Source organism: Psychrobacillus sp. FSL K6-1267 (genome assembly GCF_038003265.1).
Taxonomy (GTDB): domain Bacteria; phylum Bacillota; class Bacilli; order Bacillales_A; family Planococcaceae; genus Psychrobacillus; species Psychrobacillus faecigallinarum.
In genome coordinates this window covers 3,663,744-3,680,431 of record NZ_JBBOOR010000001.1, presented here as the reverse complement: position 1 = coordinate 3,680,431, position 16,688 = coordinate 3,663,744, and the positions used below count along the sequence as shown (strand labels likewise).

Below are 16,688 nucleotides of genomic sequence, written 5' to 3'. Positions count from 1 at the left end.
GAAGGCAGTGATAATAGAAAGGGTGGACAAAATTGAAGAGCCTAGTGGCTAAACTGGTAGTTTTATTTGCAATGATCCTGGTACTATCTGCATGTGGAGCTGAATCGAAGGAAGACGTAGTGAAAAAACTAAGTAACAAATGGAGTGACGCAAAAGGATATGAGCTTACCGCAGAAATGAGTATTCTAACGGGTGCAGAACCAAGAGTTTATGATGTAGAAGTTTGGCATACTAAACCTGAGTTTTATCGTGTAAAGGTCTCCGATGCTAACGCAGAAAATACTCAAATGATCGTTCGTAACGCTGAGGGAGTTTTCGTCGTAACACCAGCCCTTAACAAAACTTATAAATTCCAAAGTAAGTGGCCTTCAGAAAATAGCCAAGCTTATCTAATTGGTTCGTTGGCAGAGGATATTAAAAAAGATAAATCTGCTACTTTTAAAGAAGAAGGAGACAAATATGTATTTGAAGCAAAAACAACTAATAATCACAAAAATATGCTTCCTTCTCAAAAAATCTATATAGATAAAAAGACGTTGTTACCAACAGACGTTTCTATATTAAATGAGAACAAAGAAGAGCAGATTCATATTAAGTTTAACAAAGTCTCTCTAGGTAAGACTCGTGCTGCTGGAGATTATAAAATTGAACAAACACCAGCTGCAATGGAAGAGGGAGAAAAGGTTGAAACGTCTGCTGAGTTAGAAAGCAAGGAGTTCGAAACACATTATCCAGTAGTTAAATGGGAAAACACCCCTCTAGTAGAGGAAAAAGTGATTAAATTAGAAGACCAAAAACGTGTAGTTTTAACTTTTGGTGGAGATAAAGGCTTCACTGTGATTCAAGAATTAAGCGATCCAAATGTATCTTCCTCTATCCCTGTGTTTGCACCTGGAGATCCAGTAGATTTAGGTGTTGCTATTGGAGCAGTAACTGATCATTCCATCAGTTGGGAACAAGATGGTATGTCCTTCTTCATTGCTTCATCTAGCTTAACGAAAGAGGAAATGATCGAGGTTGCAGCATCTATGACAGTTTCTGAATTAAAATGATTATTAGTTGACGACCTCTTCTTCTGAGGAGCATAATTATGATAAAGAATTGGAAGAAGAGGTTCAGCAATGTCACAAAAATTATATAGACCGACTTTTGTAGAAGTTAATTTACAGTCAATACAAACAAATATTGCTCGACTCAAAGAGATGCTGCCTTCTTCAACAGAGGTAATTGCAGTAGTAAAAGCAAACGCTTATGGACATGGCGATATTGAGGTTGCTCGTGCTGCCATTCAAGCAGGTGTATCCATGCTAGCTGTAGCAACTCCAGAGGAAGCTTTGCATTTAAGAGATTTTGATATAAAAGAAGAGATTCTCGTCTTAGGGGCCGTACCAGTTTCCTTTTTACCTGAAGCAAGTGCCCAAAATATTACTTTAACAGCATATTCACTTGACTGGTTTTTTGCCACTAAGGGAAACGAAAAACCAGTTAAAGTGCATATAAAAATTGATAGTGGTATGGGGAGGATTGGTTTTTCAAGCACCCAGGACCTCCTGACAGCTTTAAAGTTTTTAAATGAGGAGCCAAATTCTCTAGAAATAACGGGAGTTTACACACATTTTGCAACTGCAGATGATGTGAATACGGAGTATTTTGAAAAACAAGTGAGTAGGTTTGAAAGCTTTTTAGAAGTATTTAAAGAAAAGCCTAAAATGATTCATACTTCCAATAGCGCCGCTGCTCTACAGCATCCAAGTCAAAGTTGGGATGCCGTTCGCTTTGGGATTTCAATGTATGGAATAGCCCCTTCCCCCTATTTAAATGATCATCTACCTTTCTCTTTGGAGAAATCTCTTTCCTTGCATACAGAAATTGTGCACATCAAAAAGGTTAATAAGGGAGACTCTATTGGTTACGGGGCTGCCTATACAGCGGAAACAGAAGAATGGATTGGCACATTGCCAATCGGGTATGCCGATGGCTTGCTTCGAAAACTCCACACACAAAAAGTATTAGTAGAAGGAAAAAGGGTGCCTATTGTAGGGAAAATTTGTATGGATCAATGTATGATTCGTTTAAATGGACCGGTGGATATAGGAGAGAAAGTTGTTTTACTGGGAAGACAAGGAAATGAGGAAATTAAGGTTGAAGAATGGGCAACTACGCTTCAAACAATTCCATATGAGGTATGCTGTACTCTATCTACTAGAATACCTAGAATTTATCACAAGTAAAATGTCGACAAAACGTAGTTCTTCATGCATAATTTGTCTAACCATTTCTTATTATGTCTTTTATTTCACCTCTAGTAATGGTAAGATGAAGTATATTGTCAGATAGGGAAATGTTTTGTCGGAGGTGTTTGCTGTGGTAAGTGATAAAAAGAAAAAAGAAGCGCTTATAGAGATTCCAATGCAAATGGTTAGTGAGGGAGTGCAAACTTCTAAATCATTAACTGGTAGGGAAAGCGTTGCTCGTGTACATGCAAATGAATATATGAAGAAAGGCCAGGCAAATCTTATAAGAGAAGCGATGATGAAAGGTTATGTTGAGATGTCTCATATTAACTTATCCATATGTATGGAATGTCTACATGCGGAATATGAAGCCCAACATACGACAGAGCGACTCGTAAGTGGAGGATGAAAACTTGATCGTAAAACGTGGGGACGTTTTTTTTGCAGATTTATCACCAGTAGTCGGGTCTGAACAAGGTGGAACTAGGCCCGTACTGGTGATACAAAATGATATCGGAAATCGGTTTAGTCCGACTGTAATTGTGGCAGCGATTACCGCTCAGATACAAAAAGCGAAATTGCCGACACATGTAGAAATCAGTGCAAAAGAGTATGATTTTGAACGTGATTCAGTTATATTATTAGAACAGTTACGAACTATTGATAAGTCAAGGCTTACGGATAAAATCACACACTTAGATGAAGATGTGATGGAAGAAGTCGATCATGCACTAGGCATCAGCTTAGGAATCGTAAAATTTTAAATACATAGACAAAACGCAATGTGTAGCCGACAAATACGCATTGTGTTTTTTTGTTTCTAGATTTATTCCATTTATTCTTCATCTAAATATTTTAATCCATTTAATGTTAAATGGATTTCCCCAAAATATATGTTACTGTATTCTGCATAACGGGTAGAATCATTGTTGAAGATATAATAGTGTTTCTCTATCAACTAAATGTGAAAAAGAATCTTTCGGAAATTATAAAAGATGTAAATTTCTTTAAGATTCGTTACAATATAATTACCATTAATTTTGTGAGGAGTTGGGTATACCCAAATGAACAAACAAATAGCTACGTACATTCACGATGACATCGATGAAATATTAGAAAAATGGAAAGAGAAAATGGAAGATGAAAAAGACGATCGTTTTTTTCAAATAATGTCAGAACAAGTAATTGATCATACTGCTCGTGAATTTGGGGAGTTAATGATTTCAAGTCTTACAGAGGATCATGAAACTTATACTGGAAAGCTAAATGACTTTTCTGTTCAAATTGTTCGTTACGGCTGGTCCATATCCTTTGTGTTAAAAGCATTAAATAACTTTACAGAGGTTATTTACGAAAATATGGAAATTGCAGGACACTTAAATGAAAGTAATTACAAATCTTACCGTACTATTTTAAATAACTGGTTAACACCTGTTACTCATACGATCGTTGAAGCCTACGCGAAAGTATGGGAAAAGACAGTGAATCTACAAAAAATTGCTTTACAAGAGCTTTCAGCATCCCTTATCCCTGTTTTTGAGAAAATATCTGTAATGCCTTTAGTCGGAACAATTGACACGGAACGTGCAAAGCTTATAATGGAAAACTTACTGCAAGGTGTAGTGAAACACCGTGCAGAGGTTGTATTGTTAGATATAACTGGAGTTCCTGTAGTTGATACAATGGTCGCTCATCATATTATTCAAGCAGCTGATGCAGTTCGCCTTGTTGGAGCTAAATGTTTCTTAGTAGGTATTCGTCCAGAAATTGCACAAACAATCGTTACACTTGGCATTAATCTTAATGACTTTACGACAACTAGTACGTTACAACGTGGAGTTGAACAGGCGTTAGCACTAACAAATCGAGCGATAGTAGAGGTGAACTCATAATGATGACGAGAATTCCAATCTTAAAGTTAAGAGATTGTTTAATTGTATCTATTCAATGGGAACTGGACGATCAGACAGCATTAGCATTTCAAGAGGATTTATTGGACAAGCTTCATACCACTGCTGCTAGAGGAGTAGTTTTGGATTTAACGCCAATAGACTTTATTGATTCGTTTATCGCTAAAGTTTTAGGAGACGTTATCAATATGTCAGGCTTAATGGGAGCTAAGGTAGTAATAACAGGAATACAGCCAGCTGTTGCTATAACATTAATTGAGCTAGGAATAAGACTTGAAAATGTAGCAACAGCTTTAGACTTAGAAAATGGATTGGAAAAACTTGAACGAGAATTGGAGGACTAATCCATTATGAATATGAAGTCTTCTGTTGACATAATAAGTGAGTGGGATATAGTTGCTGCTAGGCAGCTTGGAAGAAACGAAGCAAAAGATGCTGGTTTTGGCACAGTAGACCAAGCTAGAATTACAACTGCTATTAGCGAGCTCGCTAGAAATATATATTTATATGCAGGAAAAGGTAATATAGAAATAAAACAGATTGTAGAAGGAAATCTCAAAGGCATTTTGGTTATAGCTTCTGACGAAGGGCCAGGTATTTCTGATGTCCGTAAAGTAATGGAAGACGGATATACTACATCTGGAGGCCTAGGAGCAGGATTGCCAGGGGTAAAGCGTCTAATGGACGACTTTAAAATTGAGACTGTAGTCGGAGATGGTACAACAATCATTGCCACAAAGTGGTTGAGATAGGGGGTAAAATAAGTGCCTCAAGAGTTTAAAAAGCAGTATAAGGAAATTTTAAAACAGTATACATTAAGTCAAACAGAGCATAATTTATATGAAGGTCAAAACGTTAGTAGACAGCTTATTCAAAAAAGCATCTCTCCGGAGGAAGTTATTAGTATACATAAAGCCTCTCTTGAAGAGATTATACCAGGCTTACCGGAGGAAGTTTTACACTCGTTTGATTTTTTAATTGAAGTGATGATTAGATATGGCTTAGCTTTAAAAGAGCACCAAACCCTAATTGAGAAACAACAAAATTTTAAAATGGAAATGGATTTGGCTACAAATGTCCAACAAACATTGCTAAAAACTAAAATTCCAAATATGAATGGCTTGGACATTGGGATTATTTCTGTTCCTGCTAAAGAGATGAACGGGGATTACACTCACTTTTTGAGTAACGAGAATGCAATAGGAATCGCTGTTGCTGATGTTATCGGAAAAGGGATACCAGCGGCTCTATGCATGTCCATGATTAAATATGGAATGGATAGTTTAGATGGTCCAGAAACAGATCCTGTCGTAGTATTGGATATTATTAACCGAATTGTTGAGAAAAGTGTTAGCGATTCAATGTTTATATCCATGTTTTATGGCACATATGATTCAGCTTTAAGTGAATTCACTTATGCTTCAGCTGGGCACGAGCCACCTCTTTTTTATTGTGCTAAATCAGGCGAGTTTAAAGAACTTCAGGCAAAAGGTCTGTTGCTAGGGGTTATTCCTAATGTAAGATATGAGCAACATTCAATAGTTCTTGAAAAAGATGACTTTATCGTGATGATGACTGACGGAGTAACCGAATGTCGTTCAAAGGAAGGCTTTATCGACCAAAAAATAATCCTGAGTATTATAGAAAGCGTTAAGGATAAACCAGCTCAAGAAATGGTTGAGTATGTATTCCATAAGCTAGAAGAATTGCAGGAATTTGAACAGCGTGATGATTTTACTCTTGTCATTTTCAAAAAATCACTGTGAACATGTTTAGCGTTGGCTCAAACGTGGTATAGATACACTATATATAGCGAAAACGGGGGATAATTGATAATGAATATATCAGTAGAATTATACGAAGAAGATAAACGCGTCAAAGGAATTATAAAAGGTGAAATTGATGCTTTTACAGCACCTCTTTTAAGAGAAAAGCTATCAGAAATTAATTTAAAGGAAAACTTACGTGTAGAGTTAGACTTAACAGACGTAACTTACATGGATAGTACTGGTTTAGGCGTATTCGTAGGATTTTATAAAAGTGCTAAAGAGTCCAACGTTCACATGGAATTAACAGGGCTATCATCTCGACTAAAACGATTGTTCGACATAACCGGTTTAGGAGATATCATGGACATCCAAGCGAGCGAAGAGGTGAAAATAGATGAAACCGTTTGATTATGTTGAGATTCGTTTACCAGCAAAGCCTCAATATGTTAGTGTAGCACGTCTTACAATTTCTGGATTAGCGAATCGTATGGGCTTTTCTTATGATGATATTGAAGATTTAAAAATTGTAACAAGTGAAGCAATTACTAACGCAGTTCAACATGCTTACACAGAGGATGAGGATGGCGAAGTAGTAATTGGCTGCGCTTTATATAATGACAAAATAGAAATTATGATTGCTGACCATGGGAAAAGTTTTAATTTTGAGGAAACAAAAGCGCAAGTGGGACCTTACCATGATTTGGAGGAGGGATCGTTCTTACGTGAAGGTGGCCTTGGCCTATATCTAATTGAAACTTTAATGGATGAGGTGAAGGTCCATCACCAAGAGGGTGTAACTGTATTTATGACGAAGCATGTCGGAGTAAAGCAGGTGGATGAAAATGTCGAACACATCTCTTCCTAAGGAGTCAAAAGAACAGATTCTAGAATGGATAAAAGAATATCAAAGCACAGAAAGCGAAGAGGCTCAAACCAATCTAGTATTAAACTACGAGCGTTTGGTTGAGTCTATTGCCCGTAAATATTCTAATGGTAAATCTCATCATGAGGATATAGTACAAGTAGGTATGCTTGGCCTTCTAGGGGCTATTAGAAGATATGATCCTTCATTCGGTAAGAACTTTGAGGCTTTTGCTATCCCAACTATAATTGGGGAGATTAAGCGGTTTCTAAGAGATAAAACATGGGCAGTACATGTACCAAGAAGAATTAAAGAATTAGGTCCGCGTATAAGATCAGCTGTTGAAGTGTTAACAACAGAATTCCAAAGATCCCCACTTGTGCCAGAAATCGCGGATTATCTTGATGTAGAGGTAGAGGATGTATTAGAGGCGATGGAGATGGGGAAAAGCTATCAAGCCTTATCTATGGACCATTCTTTAGAATCGGATGCAGATGGAAGTACTATTACATTATTTGATGTGATTGGCCAAACCGATGGAGAATTTGAAAAAACAGACCAGCGCTTACTTGTAGCCGAAGCTTTCAATGTTTTATCTGAAAGAGAAAAAGAAATTATTAAACTTACATACATGGAGCAACTGAGTCAGAAGGAAGCTGGAGATCGTCTTGGCATCTCTCAAATGCATGTATCGAGAATACAACGTAAGGCTATAAAAAAATTGCAAGAGGCAATATTATCGTCAGGTGGTTTAGTAAATTGATAAATTACTCAGATGAAAAAGTTGAGTTGCTAGTATTTCAGGAAGCAAAATCAGGAAACGCAGAATCTGGAGATACATACTATGTATCAAAGCATGAGAACTTTATGCTCTGTGCCATTGCTGACGGACTAGGTAACGGTCCTGTAGCAAAGGAATCTGCAGATGTGATACCTGCAATTTTAGAACAATACCCTGAGGAGACGTTGGATAATTTATTGTTGAAATGCAATGAGTTGATGGTTCAAAAACGAGGAGCAGCGGTTGCTCTTGTGAAAATAGATTACAAAACACAAACTATCTCTTATAGCTGTGTTGGCAATATCAAATTTTACATGTATCAGAGAGCAACAGGAAAGATGATTTATCCTTTGCCAGTGATGGGCTATCTTTCTGGAAGAAAGCAAAAAATTAATACCCAAACGTATGCCTGCGCAAAAGATGATCTATTTCTTCTTCACTCAGATGGTGTTGTGATGAATAGCCCGAAGTCTACTATTAAGGAATCTGGCTCTGCAAAATGTTTGTACGAAACTGTATATAAGGAAATAGAGCATGGTGATGATGCCACGTTTATTGTAGGAAGCTTACTCTCATAATACAAGGGTAAGTTTTTTTACTGTCTTCATTTAGGGGGCAGAGCTAAATATGTTAAAATAAAGGGTATATGGAAAGGGTGAATTTGTGTTGGAACTAAAGAAAATGCTTCAGCTTGTTTCTAAAGAAACTGGCATAAAAAATACGCAAGCCGAACAAGTAATAAAACTTTTAGAAGAAGGAAACACCGTTCCTTTTATAGCTCGTTATCGTAAAGAACAAACAGGATCTTTAGATGAGGTCCAAATAAAAGCAGTAGAAGATCGGTATCAATATATACAACAGCTTGAACAACGCAAAGAGGAAGTACTGCGTTTAATAGATGAACAAGGAAAGCTGACGGAAGAGCTTACTACTTCCATTCAAAATGCTACGGTGCTTCAGCGAGTAGAGGATTTATATCGCCCTTATAAACAAAAACGAAGAACAAAGGCGACGATAGCAAAGGAGAAAGGACTTGAGCCTTTAGCAGATGAACTATTAACCTTCCCTAAAGCATCTATCTATGATTTAGCACAAGCCTATATTAATGAAGAGCTAGAAGTATTGACGACGGAGGATGCACTCCAAGGGGCTCGTGACATTCTCGCAGAACAATTTGCTGATGATGCGAAAATACGCGAACAGATTCGAAATCTATCCCGTATGGACGGGAAAATTGTTACTGCGCTAAAGAAAGCAGAGCTTGATGAAAAAAATGTCTATGAAATGTACTATGAATATGATGAACCAGTGAAGAAAATTGTGCCTCACCGTATTCTTGCATTGAATCGTGGAGAAAAAGAGGATGTATTAAAAGTTGGTCTCCAGGTACCACTTGAAAAGATTTTAAGAGTAATGGAAACTCAATGGATTCCTAATAATATATCTAGCAGTGCTACAGAGCAGGTAAAGCAAGCAATCGAGGATTCCTATAAACGGTTAATACAGCCTTCAGTAGAAAGAGAAATCAGAGCAGAACTTACTGAAAAAGCAGAAACACAAGCTATTCATATTTTCTCTGAGAATCTACGAAACTTATTGCTTCAGCCTCCGTTAAAGGGGAAAGTTGTTCTAGGAGTGGATCCTGCATACCGAACAGGTTGCAAACTAGCAGTTGTAGACGATACAGGTAAATTACTAGAGGTATCGGCTATTTATCCACATGCACCAAAAATGGATGTGGAAGGCTCGAAAAGAAAGGTACTTTCTTATCTTAAAAAATATCCAATTACTTTAATTGCAATAGGAAATGGTACAGCTTCTCGTGAAACAGAGCAATTTATAGTAGATTGCCTGAAAGAAGTAGAGGGTGAAGTAGCATATGTTATTGTCAACGAAGCAGGTGCTTCTGTTTATTCAGCTTCCGAAACAGCGCGAAATGAGTTTCCAGACCTTCAAGTGGAGCAACGAAGTGCAGTCTCTATTGCCAGAAGACTTCAAGATCCTTTAGCGGAGTTAGTAAAAATAGATCCAAAGGCAGTAGGGGTAGGGCAATACCAGCATGATGTTTCACAAAAAAAACTCTCGGAATCACTTTCTTTTATAGTAGAAACTGCTGTTAACCAGGTAGGGGTCAATGTAAACACAGCGTCAGCCTCCTTACTGCAATATGTTTCTGGTCTTTCTAAAACGGTTGCTGAAAATGTGGTGAATATGCGCAATGAACAAGGGCGCTTTACTTCAAGAGCTCAGCTTAAAAAAATTCCGCGTCTTGGAGCCAAAACATATGAGCAGGCAATTGGTTTCCTGCGTGTACCAGATGCAAAAAATCCTTTTGATGCAACAGGAATTCACCCAGAAAGCTATAAGGCAGCTGAACAGGTCCTAGAAATTGTAGGATTGAAGAAAGGCCAAATAGGTTCTAAGGTAGCAGAAGAAGCATTAAATAACATTTCTATAGAAGAAACTAGTAAGGAATTAGGAATCGGCGAAATTACTTTGAAGGATATTTTAGATGCACTTATTAAGCCTGCACGTGATCCACGCGAAGCTTTCCCACAGCCTATACTAAAGAAAGATGTCTTGAAGTTAGAGGATTTAAAGGCTGGAATGGAGCTTCAAGGAACTGTTCGTAACGTAGTAGACTTTGGAGCCTTTGTAGATATTGGTGTTAAACAGGACGGACTTGTACATATATCCAAGCTTAAAAAAGGATTTGTAAAACATCCCCTAGATGTAGTTTCCCTTGGAGATATCGTTACAGTTTGGGTAGAACAGTTCGATGCTAACAAAGGTAGAATCGCATTAACTATGCTTCCGCCGGAACAACAAGTGTAATAATAAGAGTGTCCAATGATGAGAATCATTGGACAAACTCTTTTATTTAGGAGAGGTAATATGACAGATGAACAATTGAGTGAATTAGTAAGTAAAATCTCAAAAGAGATTTTTGGGAAAGAATTTCGACATAAAGCCTGTTTTAATAAAAGACTCCGCAGTACTGGAGGCAGGTATATGTTAAGAACTCATATAATTGAAATAAATCCTCTTGTTCTAGAAAAGCATGGAATGAAAGAATTAATAGGAGTGATCAAGCATGAGTTATGTCATTATCATTTACATATAGAAGCAAAAGGCTACAAACATCGAGATGCAGATTTTCGCCAGCTTCTAAAACAAACAGATTCCCCCAGATTTTGTTCCACTTTAGTAGAGCCTAAAAGGCAACCACGTACTAAAGTTTACATGTATAAATGCTCAAAATGTGGGTTGTTATATAGACGGAAAATTCGAGTAAATACTCACAAATTCAAGTGTGGCAAGTGTTTTGGCGACTTAGTTTTAAGCTCTTCAAAAAAAATATAAGAAATTTGATGAAAAGTGTTGACGTTTGTCCAAACCCTCTCTATAATAGAAAAAGTCGAGTAAAACAAAACGACAAAAATTATTCCGAAGTAGCTCAGTGGTAGAGCAATCGGCTGTTAACCGATCGGTCGTAGGTTCGAGTCCTACCTTCGGAGCCATATAACTTACATAGGCCCCTTGGTCAAGCGGTTAAGACACCGCCCTTTCACGGCGGTAACACGGGTTCGAATCCCGTAGGGGTCACCATTTAAATTTAATAAAAGATACATAGGTCCCGTGGTGTAGCGGTTAACATGCCTGCCTGTCACGCAGGAGATCGCCGGTTCGATCCCGGTCGGGACCGCCATGTTGGGGTATAGCCAAGCGGTAAGGCAACGGATTTTGATTCCGTCATGCCCTGGTTCGAATCCAGGTACCCCAGCCATTTCGTTTCGTGAGCCATTAGCTCAGTTGGTAGAGCATCTGACTTTTAATCAGAGGGTCGAAGGTTCGAGTCCTTCATGGCTCATCATTATTACAATAATTGTTGACAGACTCTTGCGAGTGAGTTATAATAGAGTTCGTCCCATTTTATAACTAAGCGGTCGTGGCGGAACGGCAGACGCGCTAGGTTGAGGGCCTAGTGGGGGATAACCCCGTGGAGGTTCAAGTCCTCTCGGCCGCACCAAGCAATGTCTCTTACTAAGCGCCCGTAGCTCAATTGGATAGAGCGTCTGACTACGGATCAGAAGGTTGTGGGTTCGACTCCTGCCGGGCGCGCCAATAAAACAATTATTTAATAAATTATATATGCGGGTGTAGTTTAGTGGTAAAACCTCAGCCTTCCAAGCTGATGATGAGAGTTCGATTCTCTTCACCCGCTCCAATTTAACTATAGCAAAACATGAACATTGAAAACTGAACATGCAAAACGTTAAGACATATAGCATCAAACAACTTAAGTTGTATTGACGCAAAACAATTTTTGACATCATTTAATGATGATGCCAGCAAAACAAAATGAGCTTTTTAAGTTCTCTATTATGGAGAGTTTGATCCTGGCTCAGGACGAACGCTGGCGGCGTGCCTAATACATGCAAGTCGAGCGAATGATGAAGAAGCTTGCTTCTTCTGATTTAGCGGCGGACGGGTGAGTAACACGTGGGCAACCTGCCCTGTAGATTGGGATAACTCCGGGAAACCGGGGCTAATACCGAATAATCCATTACCTCACATGAGGAAATGTTAAAAGACGGTCTCGGCTGTCACTACAGGATGGGCCCGCGGCGCATTAGCTAGTTGGTGAGGTAACGGCTCACCAAGGCGACGATGCGTAGCCGACCTGAGAGGGTGATCGGCCACACTGGGACTGAGACACGGCCCAGACTCCTACGGGAGGCAGCAGTAGGGAATCTTCCACAATGGACGAAAGTCTGATGGAGCAACGCCGCGTGAGTGAAGAAGGTTTTCGGATCGTAAAACTCTGTTGTGAGGGAAGAACAAGTACGAGAGTAACTGCTCGTACCTTGACGGTACCTCATTAGAAAGCCACGGCTAACTACGTGCCAGCAGCCGCGGTAATACGTAGGTGGCAAGCGTTGTCCGGAATTATTGGGCGTAAAGCGCGCGCAGGCGGTCCTTTAAGTCTGATGTGAAAGCCCACGGCTCAACCGTGGAGGGTCATTGGAAACTGGGGGACTTGAGTGCAGAAGAGGAAAGCGGAATTCCAAGTGTAGCGGTGAAATGCGTAGAGATTTGGAGGAACACCAGTGGCGAAGGCGGCTTTCTGGTCTGTAACTGACGCTGAGGCGCGAAAGCGTGGGGAGCAAACAGGATTAGATACCCTGGTAGTCCACGCCGTAAACGATGAGTGCTAAGTGTTAGGGGGTTTCCGCCCCTTAGTGCTGCAGCTAACGCATTAAGCACTCCGCCTGGGGAGTACGGTCGCAAGACTGAAACTCAAAGGAATTGACGGGGGCCCGCACAAGCGGTGGAGCATGTGGTTTAATTCGAAGCAACGCGAAGAACCTTACCAGGTCTTGACATCCCGCTGACCGGCCTAGAGATAGGCTTTTCCCTTCGGGGACAGCGGTGACAGGTGGTGCATGGTTGTCGTCAGCTCGTGTCGTGAGATGTTGGGTTAAGTCCCGCAACGAGCGCAACCCTTGATCTTAGTTGCCAGCATTCAGTTGGGCACTCTAAGGTGACTGCCGGTGATAAACCGGAGGAAGGTGGGGATGACGTCAAATCATCATGCCCCTTATGACCTGGGCTACACACGTGCTACAATGGACGGTACAGAGGGTCGCAACCCCGCGAGGGTGAGCTAATCCCATAAAACCGTTCTCAGTTCGGATTGTAGGCTGCAACTCGCCTACATGAAGCCGGAATCGCTAGTAATCGTGGATCAGCATGCCACGGTGAATACGTTCCCGGGCCTTGTACACACCGCCCGTCACACCACGAGAGTTTGTAACACCCGAAGTCGGTGGGGTAACCCTTTTGGGAGCCAGCCGCCGAAGGTGGGACAGATGATTGGGGTGAAGTCGTAACAAGGTAGCCGTATCGGAAGGTGCGGCTGGATCACCTCCTTTCTAAGGATATATTCGGAATACAGATCTTTATCTGTATCTTAACGTTTTGCAGTTCAGTTTTGAGTGTTCATTTTTATGATGAACATTTAAATTGTTCTTTGAAAACTGGATAAAACGACATCAAAAAAAGAAACAAACGCAAGATATTCAAATTGTGATCACTTACGTGATTGCAAGTGTAGTACTTTTAACTTTTAGGTTAAGTTAATAAGGGCGCACGGTGGATGCCTTGGCACTAGGAGTCGACGAAGGACGGCACTAACACCGATATGCTTCGGGGAGCTGTAAGTGAGCTTCGATCCGGAGATTTCCGAATGGGGAAACCCACTGCCCGTAATGGGGCAGTACATTTGCGTGAATACATAGCGCATCTGAGACACACCCAGGGAACTGAAACATCTAAGTACCTGGAGGAAGAGAAAGAAAATTCGATTCCCTGAGTAGCGGCGAGCGAAACGGGAAGAGCCCAAACCAAGAGGCTTGCCTCTTGGGGTTGTAGGACACTCTATACGGAGTTACAAAAGAATGAGTTAGATGAAGCGACCTGGAAAGGTCCGCAGGATAGGGTAAAAGCCCCGTAGTCCAAAATTCATTCCCTCCAGAGTGTATCCTGAGTACGGCGGAACACGTGAAATTCCGTCGGAATCCGGGAGGACCATCTCCCAAGGCTAAATACTACCTAGTGACCGATAGTGAACCAGTACCGTGAGGGAAAGGTGAAAAGCACCCCGGAAGGGGAGTGAAATAGACCCTGAAACCGTGTGCCTACAAATAGTCAAAGCCCGTTAACGGGTGATGGCGTGCCTTTTGTAGAATGAACCGGCGAGTTACGATTACATGCGAGGTTAAGTTGAGAAGACGGAGCCGCAGCGAAAGCGAGTCTGAATAGGGCGAATGAGTATGTGGTCGTAGACCCGAAACCAGGTGATCTACCCATGTCCAGGATGAAGGTAAGGTAACACTTACTGGAGGTCCGAACCCACGCACGTTGAAAAGTGCGGGGATGAGGTGTGGGTAGCGGAGAAATTCCAATCGAACCTGGAGATAGCTGGTTCTCTCCGAAATAGCTTTAGGGCTAGCCTCAAACGTTAGAATCTTGGAGGTAGAGCACTGTTTGGACTAGGGGCCCATCCCGGGTTACCGAATTCAGACAAACTCCGAATGCCAATGATTTATGTTTGGGAGTCAGACTGCGAGTGATAAGATCCGTAGTCAAGAGGGAAACAGCCCAGACCACCAGCTAAGGTCCCAAAGTATTTGTTAAGTGGAAAAGGATGTGGCGTTGCTTAGACAACCAGGATGTTGGCTTAGAAGCAGCCATCATTTAAAGAGTGCGTAATAGCTCACTGGTCGAGTGACGCTGCGCCGAAAATGTATCGGGGCTAAACAAATCACCGAAGCTGTGGATTGATACCTTTGGTATCAGTGGTAGGAGAGCGTTCTAAGGGCGTTGAAGTCAGACCGGAAGGACTGGTGGAGCGCTTAGAAGTGAGAATGCCGGTATGAGTAGCGAAAGATGGGTGAGAATCCCATCCACCGTATGACTAAGGTTTCCTGAGGAAGGCTCGTCCGCTCAGGGTTAGTCGGGACCTAAGTCGAGGCCGATAGGCGTAGACGATGGACAACAGGTTGATATTCCTGTACCACCACCCCACCGTTTGAGTGATGGGGGGACGCAGTAGGATAGGGTAAGCGTGCTGTTGGTTATGCACGTCCAAGCAGTGAGGTGTGAGTGTAGGCAAATCCGCACTCTGTAACATTGAGCTGTGATGGCGAGGACTTAGTCCGAAGTTCCTGATTTCACACTGCCAAGAAAAGCCTCTAACGAGGTGGGAGGTGCCCGTACCGCAAACCGACACAGGTAGTCGAGGAGAGAATCCTAAGGTGAGCGAGAGAACTCTCGTTAAGGAACTCGGCAAAATGACCCCGTAACTTCGGGAGAAGGGGTGCTCTTTTGGGTGTATAGCCTAGAAGAGCCGCAGTGAATAGGCCCAGGCGACTGTTTAGCAAAAACACAGGTCTCTGCAAAACCGTAAGGTGAAGTATAGGGGCTGACGCCTGCCCGGTGCTGGAAGGTTAAGAGGAGTGCTTAGCGCAAGCGAAGGTGCGAATTGAAGCCCCAGTAAACGGCGGCCGTAACTATAACGGTCCTAAGGTAGCGAAATTCCTTGTCGGGTAAGTTCCGACCCGCACGAAAGGCGTAACGATCTGGGCACTGTCTCAACGAGAGACTCGGTGAAATTATAGTACCTGTGAAGATGCAGGTTACCCGCGACAGGACGGAAAGACCCCGTGGAGCTTTACTGTAGCTTGATATTGAATTTTGGTGCAACTTGTACAGGATAGGTAGGAGCCTTAGAGCCCGGAGCGCCAGCTTCGGAGGAGGCGTCGGTGGGATACTACCCTGGTTGTATTGAAATTCTAACCCATACCCGTAACCCGGGTAGGAGACAGTGTCAGGCGGGCAGTTTGACTGGGGCGGTCGCCTCCTAAAGTGTAACGGAGGCGCCCAAAGGTTCCCTCAGAATGGTTGGAAATCATTCGAAGAGTGTAAAGGCAGAAGGGAGCTTGACTGCGAGACCTACAAGTCGAGCAGGGTCGAAAGACGGGCTTAGTGATCCGGTGGTTCCGCATGGAAGGGCCATCGCTCAACGGATAAAAGCTACCCCGGGGATAACAGGCTTATCTCCCCCAAGAGTCCACATCGACGGGGAGGTTTGGCACCTCGATGTCGGCTCATCGCATCCTGGGGCTGTAGTCGGTCCCAAGGGTTGGGCTGTTCGCCCATTAAAGCGGTACGCGAGCTGGGTTCAGAACGTCGTGAGACAGTTCGGTCCCTATCCGTCGTGGGCGTAGGAAATTTGAGAGGAGCTGTCCTTAGTACGAGAGGACCGGGATGGACACACCGCTGGTGTACCAGTTGTTCTGCCAAGGGCATCGCTGGGTAGCTATGTGTGGACGGGATAAGTGCTGAAAGCATCTAAGCACGAAGCCCCCCTCAAGATGAGATTTCCCATTACGCAAGTAAGTAAGATCCCTCAAAGACGATGAGGTAGATAGGTTCGGGGTGGAAGCGTGGCGACACGTGCAGCTGACGAATACTAATCGATCGAGGACTTAACCAAATTGTTTGTTTCCATTAATGATGTCTTTTATCCAGTTTTGAGTGAACAACTCAGTAGGGTTTCCATACAAC

The 16,688-nt window shown here is 41.9% G+C and carries 14 protein-coding genes, 8 tRNA genes and 2 rRNA genes; all 24 read left to right on the top strand.

Annotation, left to right across the window (positions count from 1 at the left end; translation table 11 throughout):
- Positions 1 to 32 precede the first annotated feature (32 nt).
- The 24 genes from MHB55_RS18875 (at position 33) to MHB55_RS18760 (ending at position 16,617) form a co-directional block, all read left to right on the top strand.
- Positions 33 to 1,052: a LolA family protein gene (locus MHB55_RS18875; RefSeq protein WP_144539607.1), complete on the top strand. Its 1,020-nt coding sequence runs from the start codon at positions 33 to 35 to the stop codon at positions 1,050 to 1,052.
- Positions 1,053 to 1,121: 69 nt separating this feature from the next.
- On the top strand, positions 1,122 to 2,231 hold the full coding sequence (gene alr / locus MHB55_RS18870; protein ID WP_340863826.1) for an alanine racemase: 1,110 nt from the start codon (positions 1,122 to 1,124) through the stop codon (positions 2,229 to 2,231).
- Between the two features lie 133 nt (positions 2,232 to 2,364).
- A complete protein-coding gene (locus MHB55_RS18865; RefSeq protein ID WP_225321630.1) occupies positions 2,365 to 2,643 on the top strand; it encodes a transcriptional regulator in 279 nt (92 codons plus the stop codon).
- A gap of 4 nt (positions 2,644 to 2,647) precedes the next feature.
- Positions 2,648 to 2,998, top strand: coding sequence for a type II toxin-antitoxin system PemK/MazF family toxin (locus MHB55_RS18860; RefSeq protein WP_340863825.1), 351 nt, complete (start codon positions 2,648 to 2,650; stop codon positions 2,996 to 2,998).
- A 300-nt stretch (positions 2,999 to 3,298) separates the two neighbouring features.
- On the top strand, positions 3,299 to 4,126 hold the full coding sequence (locus MHB55_RS18855) for an STAS domain-containing protein (RefSeq protein ID WP_151112498.1): 828 nt from the start codon (positions 3,299 to 3,301) through the stop codon (positions 4,124 to 4,126).
- The gene (locus tag MHB55_RS18850) at positions 4,126 to 4,488 is read left to right on the top strand and encodes an STAS domain-containing protein (protein WP_144539618.1); all 363 of its coding nucleotides are present in this window, start codon (positions 4,126 to 4,128) and stop codon (positions 4,486 to 4,488) included. Before MHB55_RS18855 ends, MHB55_RS18850 begins: the two co-directional genes overlap by 1 nt.
- A gap of 6 nt (positions 4,489 to 4,494) precedes the next feature.
- Positions 4,495 to 4,896 (top strand): anti-sigma regulatory factor, encoded by a 402-nt coding sequence (locus MHB55_RS18845; RefSeq protein ID WP_144539620.1) that lies wholly within the window; start codon positions 4,495 to 4,497, stop codon positions 4,894 to 4,896.
- Positions 4,897 to 4,908: 12 nt separating this feature from the next.
- Positions 4,909 to 5,910, top strand: a complete 1,002-nt coding sequence (locus tag MHB55_RS18840) for a PP2C family protein-serine/threonine phosphatase (RefSeq protein ID WP_144539622.1) — start codon at positions 4,909 to 4,911, stop codon at positions 5,908 to 5,910.
- 69 nt (positions 5,911 to 5,979) lie between these two features.
- The gene (locus MHB55_RS18835; RefSeq protein ID WP_144539624.1) at positions 5,980 to 6,321 is read left to right on the top strand and encodes an STAS domain-containing protein; all 342 of its coding nucleotides are present in this window, start codon (positions 5,980 to 5,982) and stop codon (positions 6,319 to 6,321) included.
- Positions 6,308 to 6,778, top strand: coding sequence for an anti-sigma B factor RsbW (rsbW, locus tag MHB55_RS18830; RefSeq protein WP_340863824.1), 471 nt, complete (start codon positions 6,308 to 6,310; stop codon positions 6,776 to 6,778). The genes MHB55_RS18835 and rsbW overlap by 14 nt, the downstream gene beginning before the upstream one ends.
- On the top strand, positions 6,756 to 7,538 hold the full coding sequence (gene sigB, locus MHB55_RS18825) for an RNA polymerase sigma factor SigB (RefSeq protein WP_144539628.1): 783 nt from the start codon (positions 6,756 to 6,758) through the stop codon (positions 7,536 to 7,538). The genes rsbW and sigB overlap by 23 nt, the downstream gene beginning before the upstream one ends.
- Positions 7,535 to 8,134 carry a PP2C family serine/threonine-protein phosphatase gene (locus MHB55_RS18820; protein ID WP_340863823.1) on the top strand — a complete coding sequence of 200 codons (600 nt, stop codon included), beginning with the start codon at positions 7,535 to 7,537 and terminating at the stop codon, positions 8,132 to 8,134. Before sigB ends, MHB55_RS18820 begins: the two co-directional genes overlap by 4 nt.
- An 88-nt stretch (positions 8,135 to 8,222) precedes the next feature.
- Positions 8,223 to 10,391, top strand: coding sequence for a Tex family protein (locus tag MHB55_RS18815; RefSeq protein WP_340863822.1), 2,169 nt, complete (start codon positions 8,223 to 8,225; stop codon positions 10,389 to 10,391).
- A gap of 60 nt (positions 10,392 to 10,451) precedes the next feature.
- The gene (locus MHB55_RS18810; RefSeq protein ID WP_151112502.1) at positions 10,452 to 10,919 is read left to right on the top strand and encodes a SprT family protein; all 468 of its coding nucleotides are present in this window, start codon (positions 10,452 to 10,454) and stop codon (positions 10,917 to 10,919) included.
- An 83-nt stretch (positions 10,920 to 11,002) separates the two neighbouring features.
- A tRNA-Asn gene (locus MHB55_RS18805) sits at positions 11,003 to 11,077 on the top strand.
- Positions 11,078 to 11,090: 13 nt separating this feature from the next.
- A tRNA-Glu gene (locus MHB55_RS18800) sits at positions 11,091 to 11,165 on the top strand.
- Positions 11,166 to 11,189: 24 nt separating this feature from the next.
- Positions 11,190 to 11,265 (top strand) — tRNA-Asp (locus tag MHB55_RS18795).
- Positions 11,266 to 11,268: 3 nt separating this feature from the next.
- Positions 11,269 to 11,343 (top strand) — tRNA-Gln (locus MHB55_RS18790).
- 11 nt (positions 11,344 to 11,354) lie between these two features.
- A tRNA-Lys gene (locus tag MHB55_RS18785) sits at positions 11,355 to 11,427 on the top strand.
- 72 nt (positions 11,428 to 11,499) lie between these two features.
- Positions 11,500 to 11,586 (top strand) — tRNA-Leu (locus tag MHB55_RS18780).
- Positions 11,587 to 11,604: 18 nt separating this feature from the next.
- A tRNA-Arg gene (locus tag MHB55_RS18775) sits at positions 11,605 to 11,681 on the top strand.
- Between the two features lie 29 nt (positions 11,682 to 11,710).
- A tRNA-Gly gene (locus MHB55_RS18770) sits at positions 11,711 to 11,784 on the top strand.
- A 154-nt stretch (positions 11,785 to 11,938) separates the two neighbouring features.
- Positions 11,939 to 13,492: ribosomal RNA gene (locus MHB55_RS18765) — 16S ribosomal RNA — on the top strand.
- Between the two features lie 197 nt (positions 13,493 to 13,689).
- Positions 13,690 to 16,617, top strand: a 23S ribosomal RNA gene (locus MHB55_RS18760).
- Together the 16S and 23S rRNA genes with 8 tRNA genes alongside form the textbook arrangement of a ribosomal RNA operon.
- The last annotated feature ends 71 nt before the right edge of the window (positions 16,618 to 16,688 follow it).

Bases quoted from the DNA above. Each gene is read 5' to 3' on its own strand.
- MHB55_RS18810 (WP_151112502.1), top strand. From the start codon at position 10,452: ATGACAGATGAACAATTGAGTGAATTAGTAAGTAAAATCTCAAAAGAG.
- sigB (WP_144539628.1), top strand. From the start codon at position 6,756: ATGTCGAACACATCTCTTCCTAAGGAGTCAAAAGAACAGATTCTAGAA.
- MHB55_RS18850 (WP_144539618.1), top strand. From the start codon at position 4,126: ATGATGACGAGAATTCCAATCTTAAAGTTAAGAGATTGTTTAATTGTA.
- MHB55_RS18845 (WP_144539620.1), top strand. From the start codon at position 4,495: ATGAATATGAAGTCTTCTGTTGACATAATAAGTGAGTGGGATATAGTT.
- MHB55_RS18835 (WP_144539624.1), top strand. From the start codon at position 5,980: ATGAATATATCAGTAGAATTATACGAAGAAGATAAACGCGTCAAAGGA.
- MHB55_RS18855 (WP_151112498.1), top strand. From the start codon at position 3,299: ATGAACAAACAAATAGCTACGTACATTCACGATGACATCGATGAAATA.
- alr (WP_340863826.1), top strand. From the start codon at position 1,122: ATGTCACAAAAATTATATAGACCGACTTTTGTAGAAGTTAATTTACAG.
- rsbW (WP_340863824.1), top strand. From the start codon at position 6,308: ATGAAACCGTTTGATTATGTTGAGATTCGTTTACCAGCAAAGCCTCAA.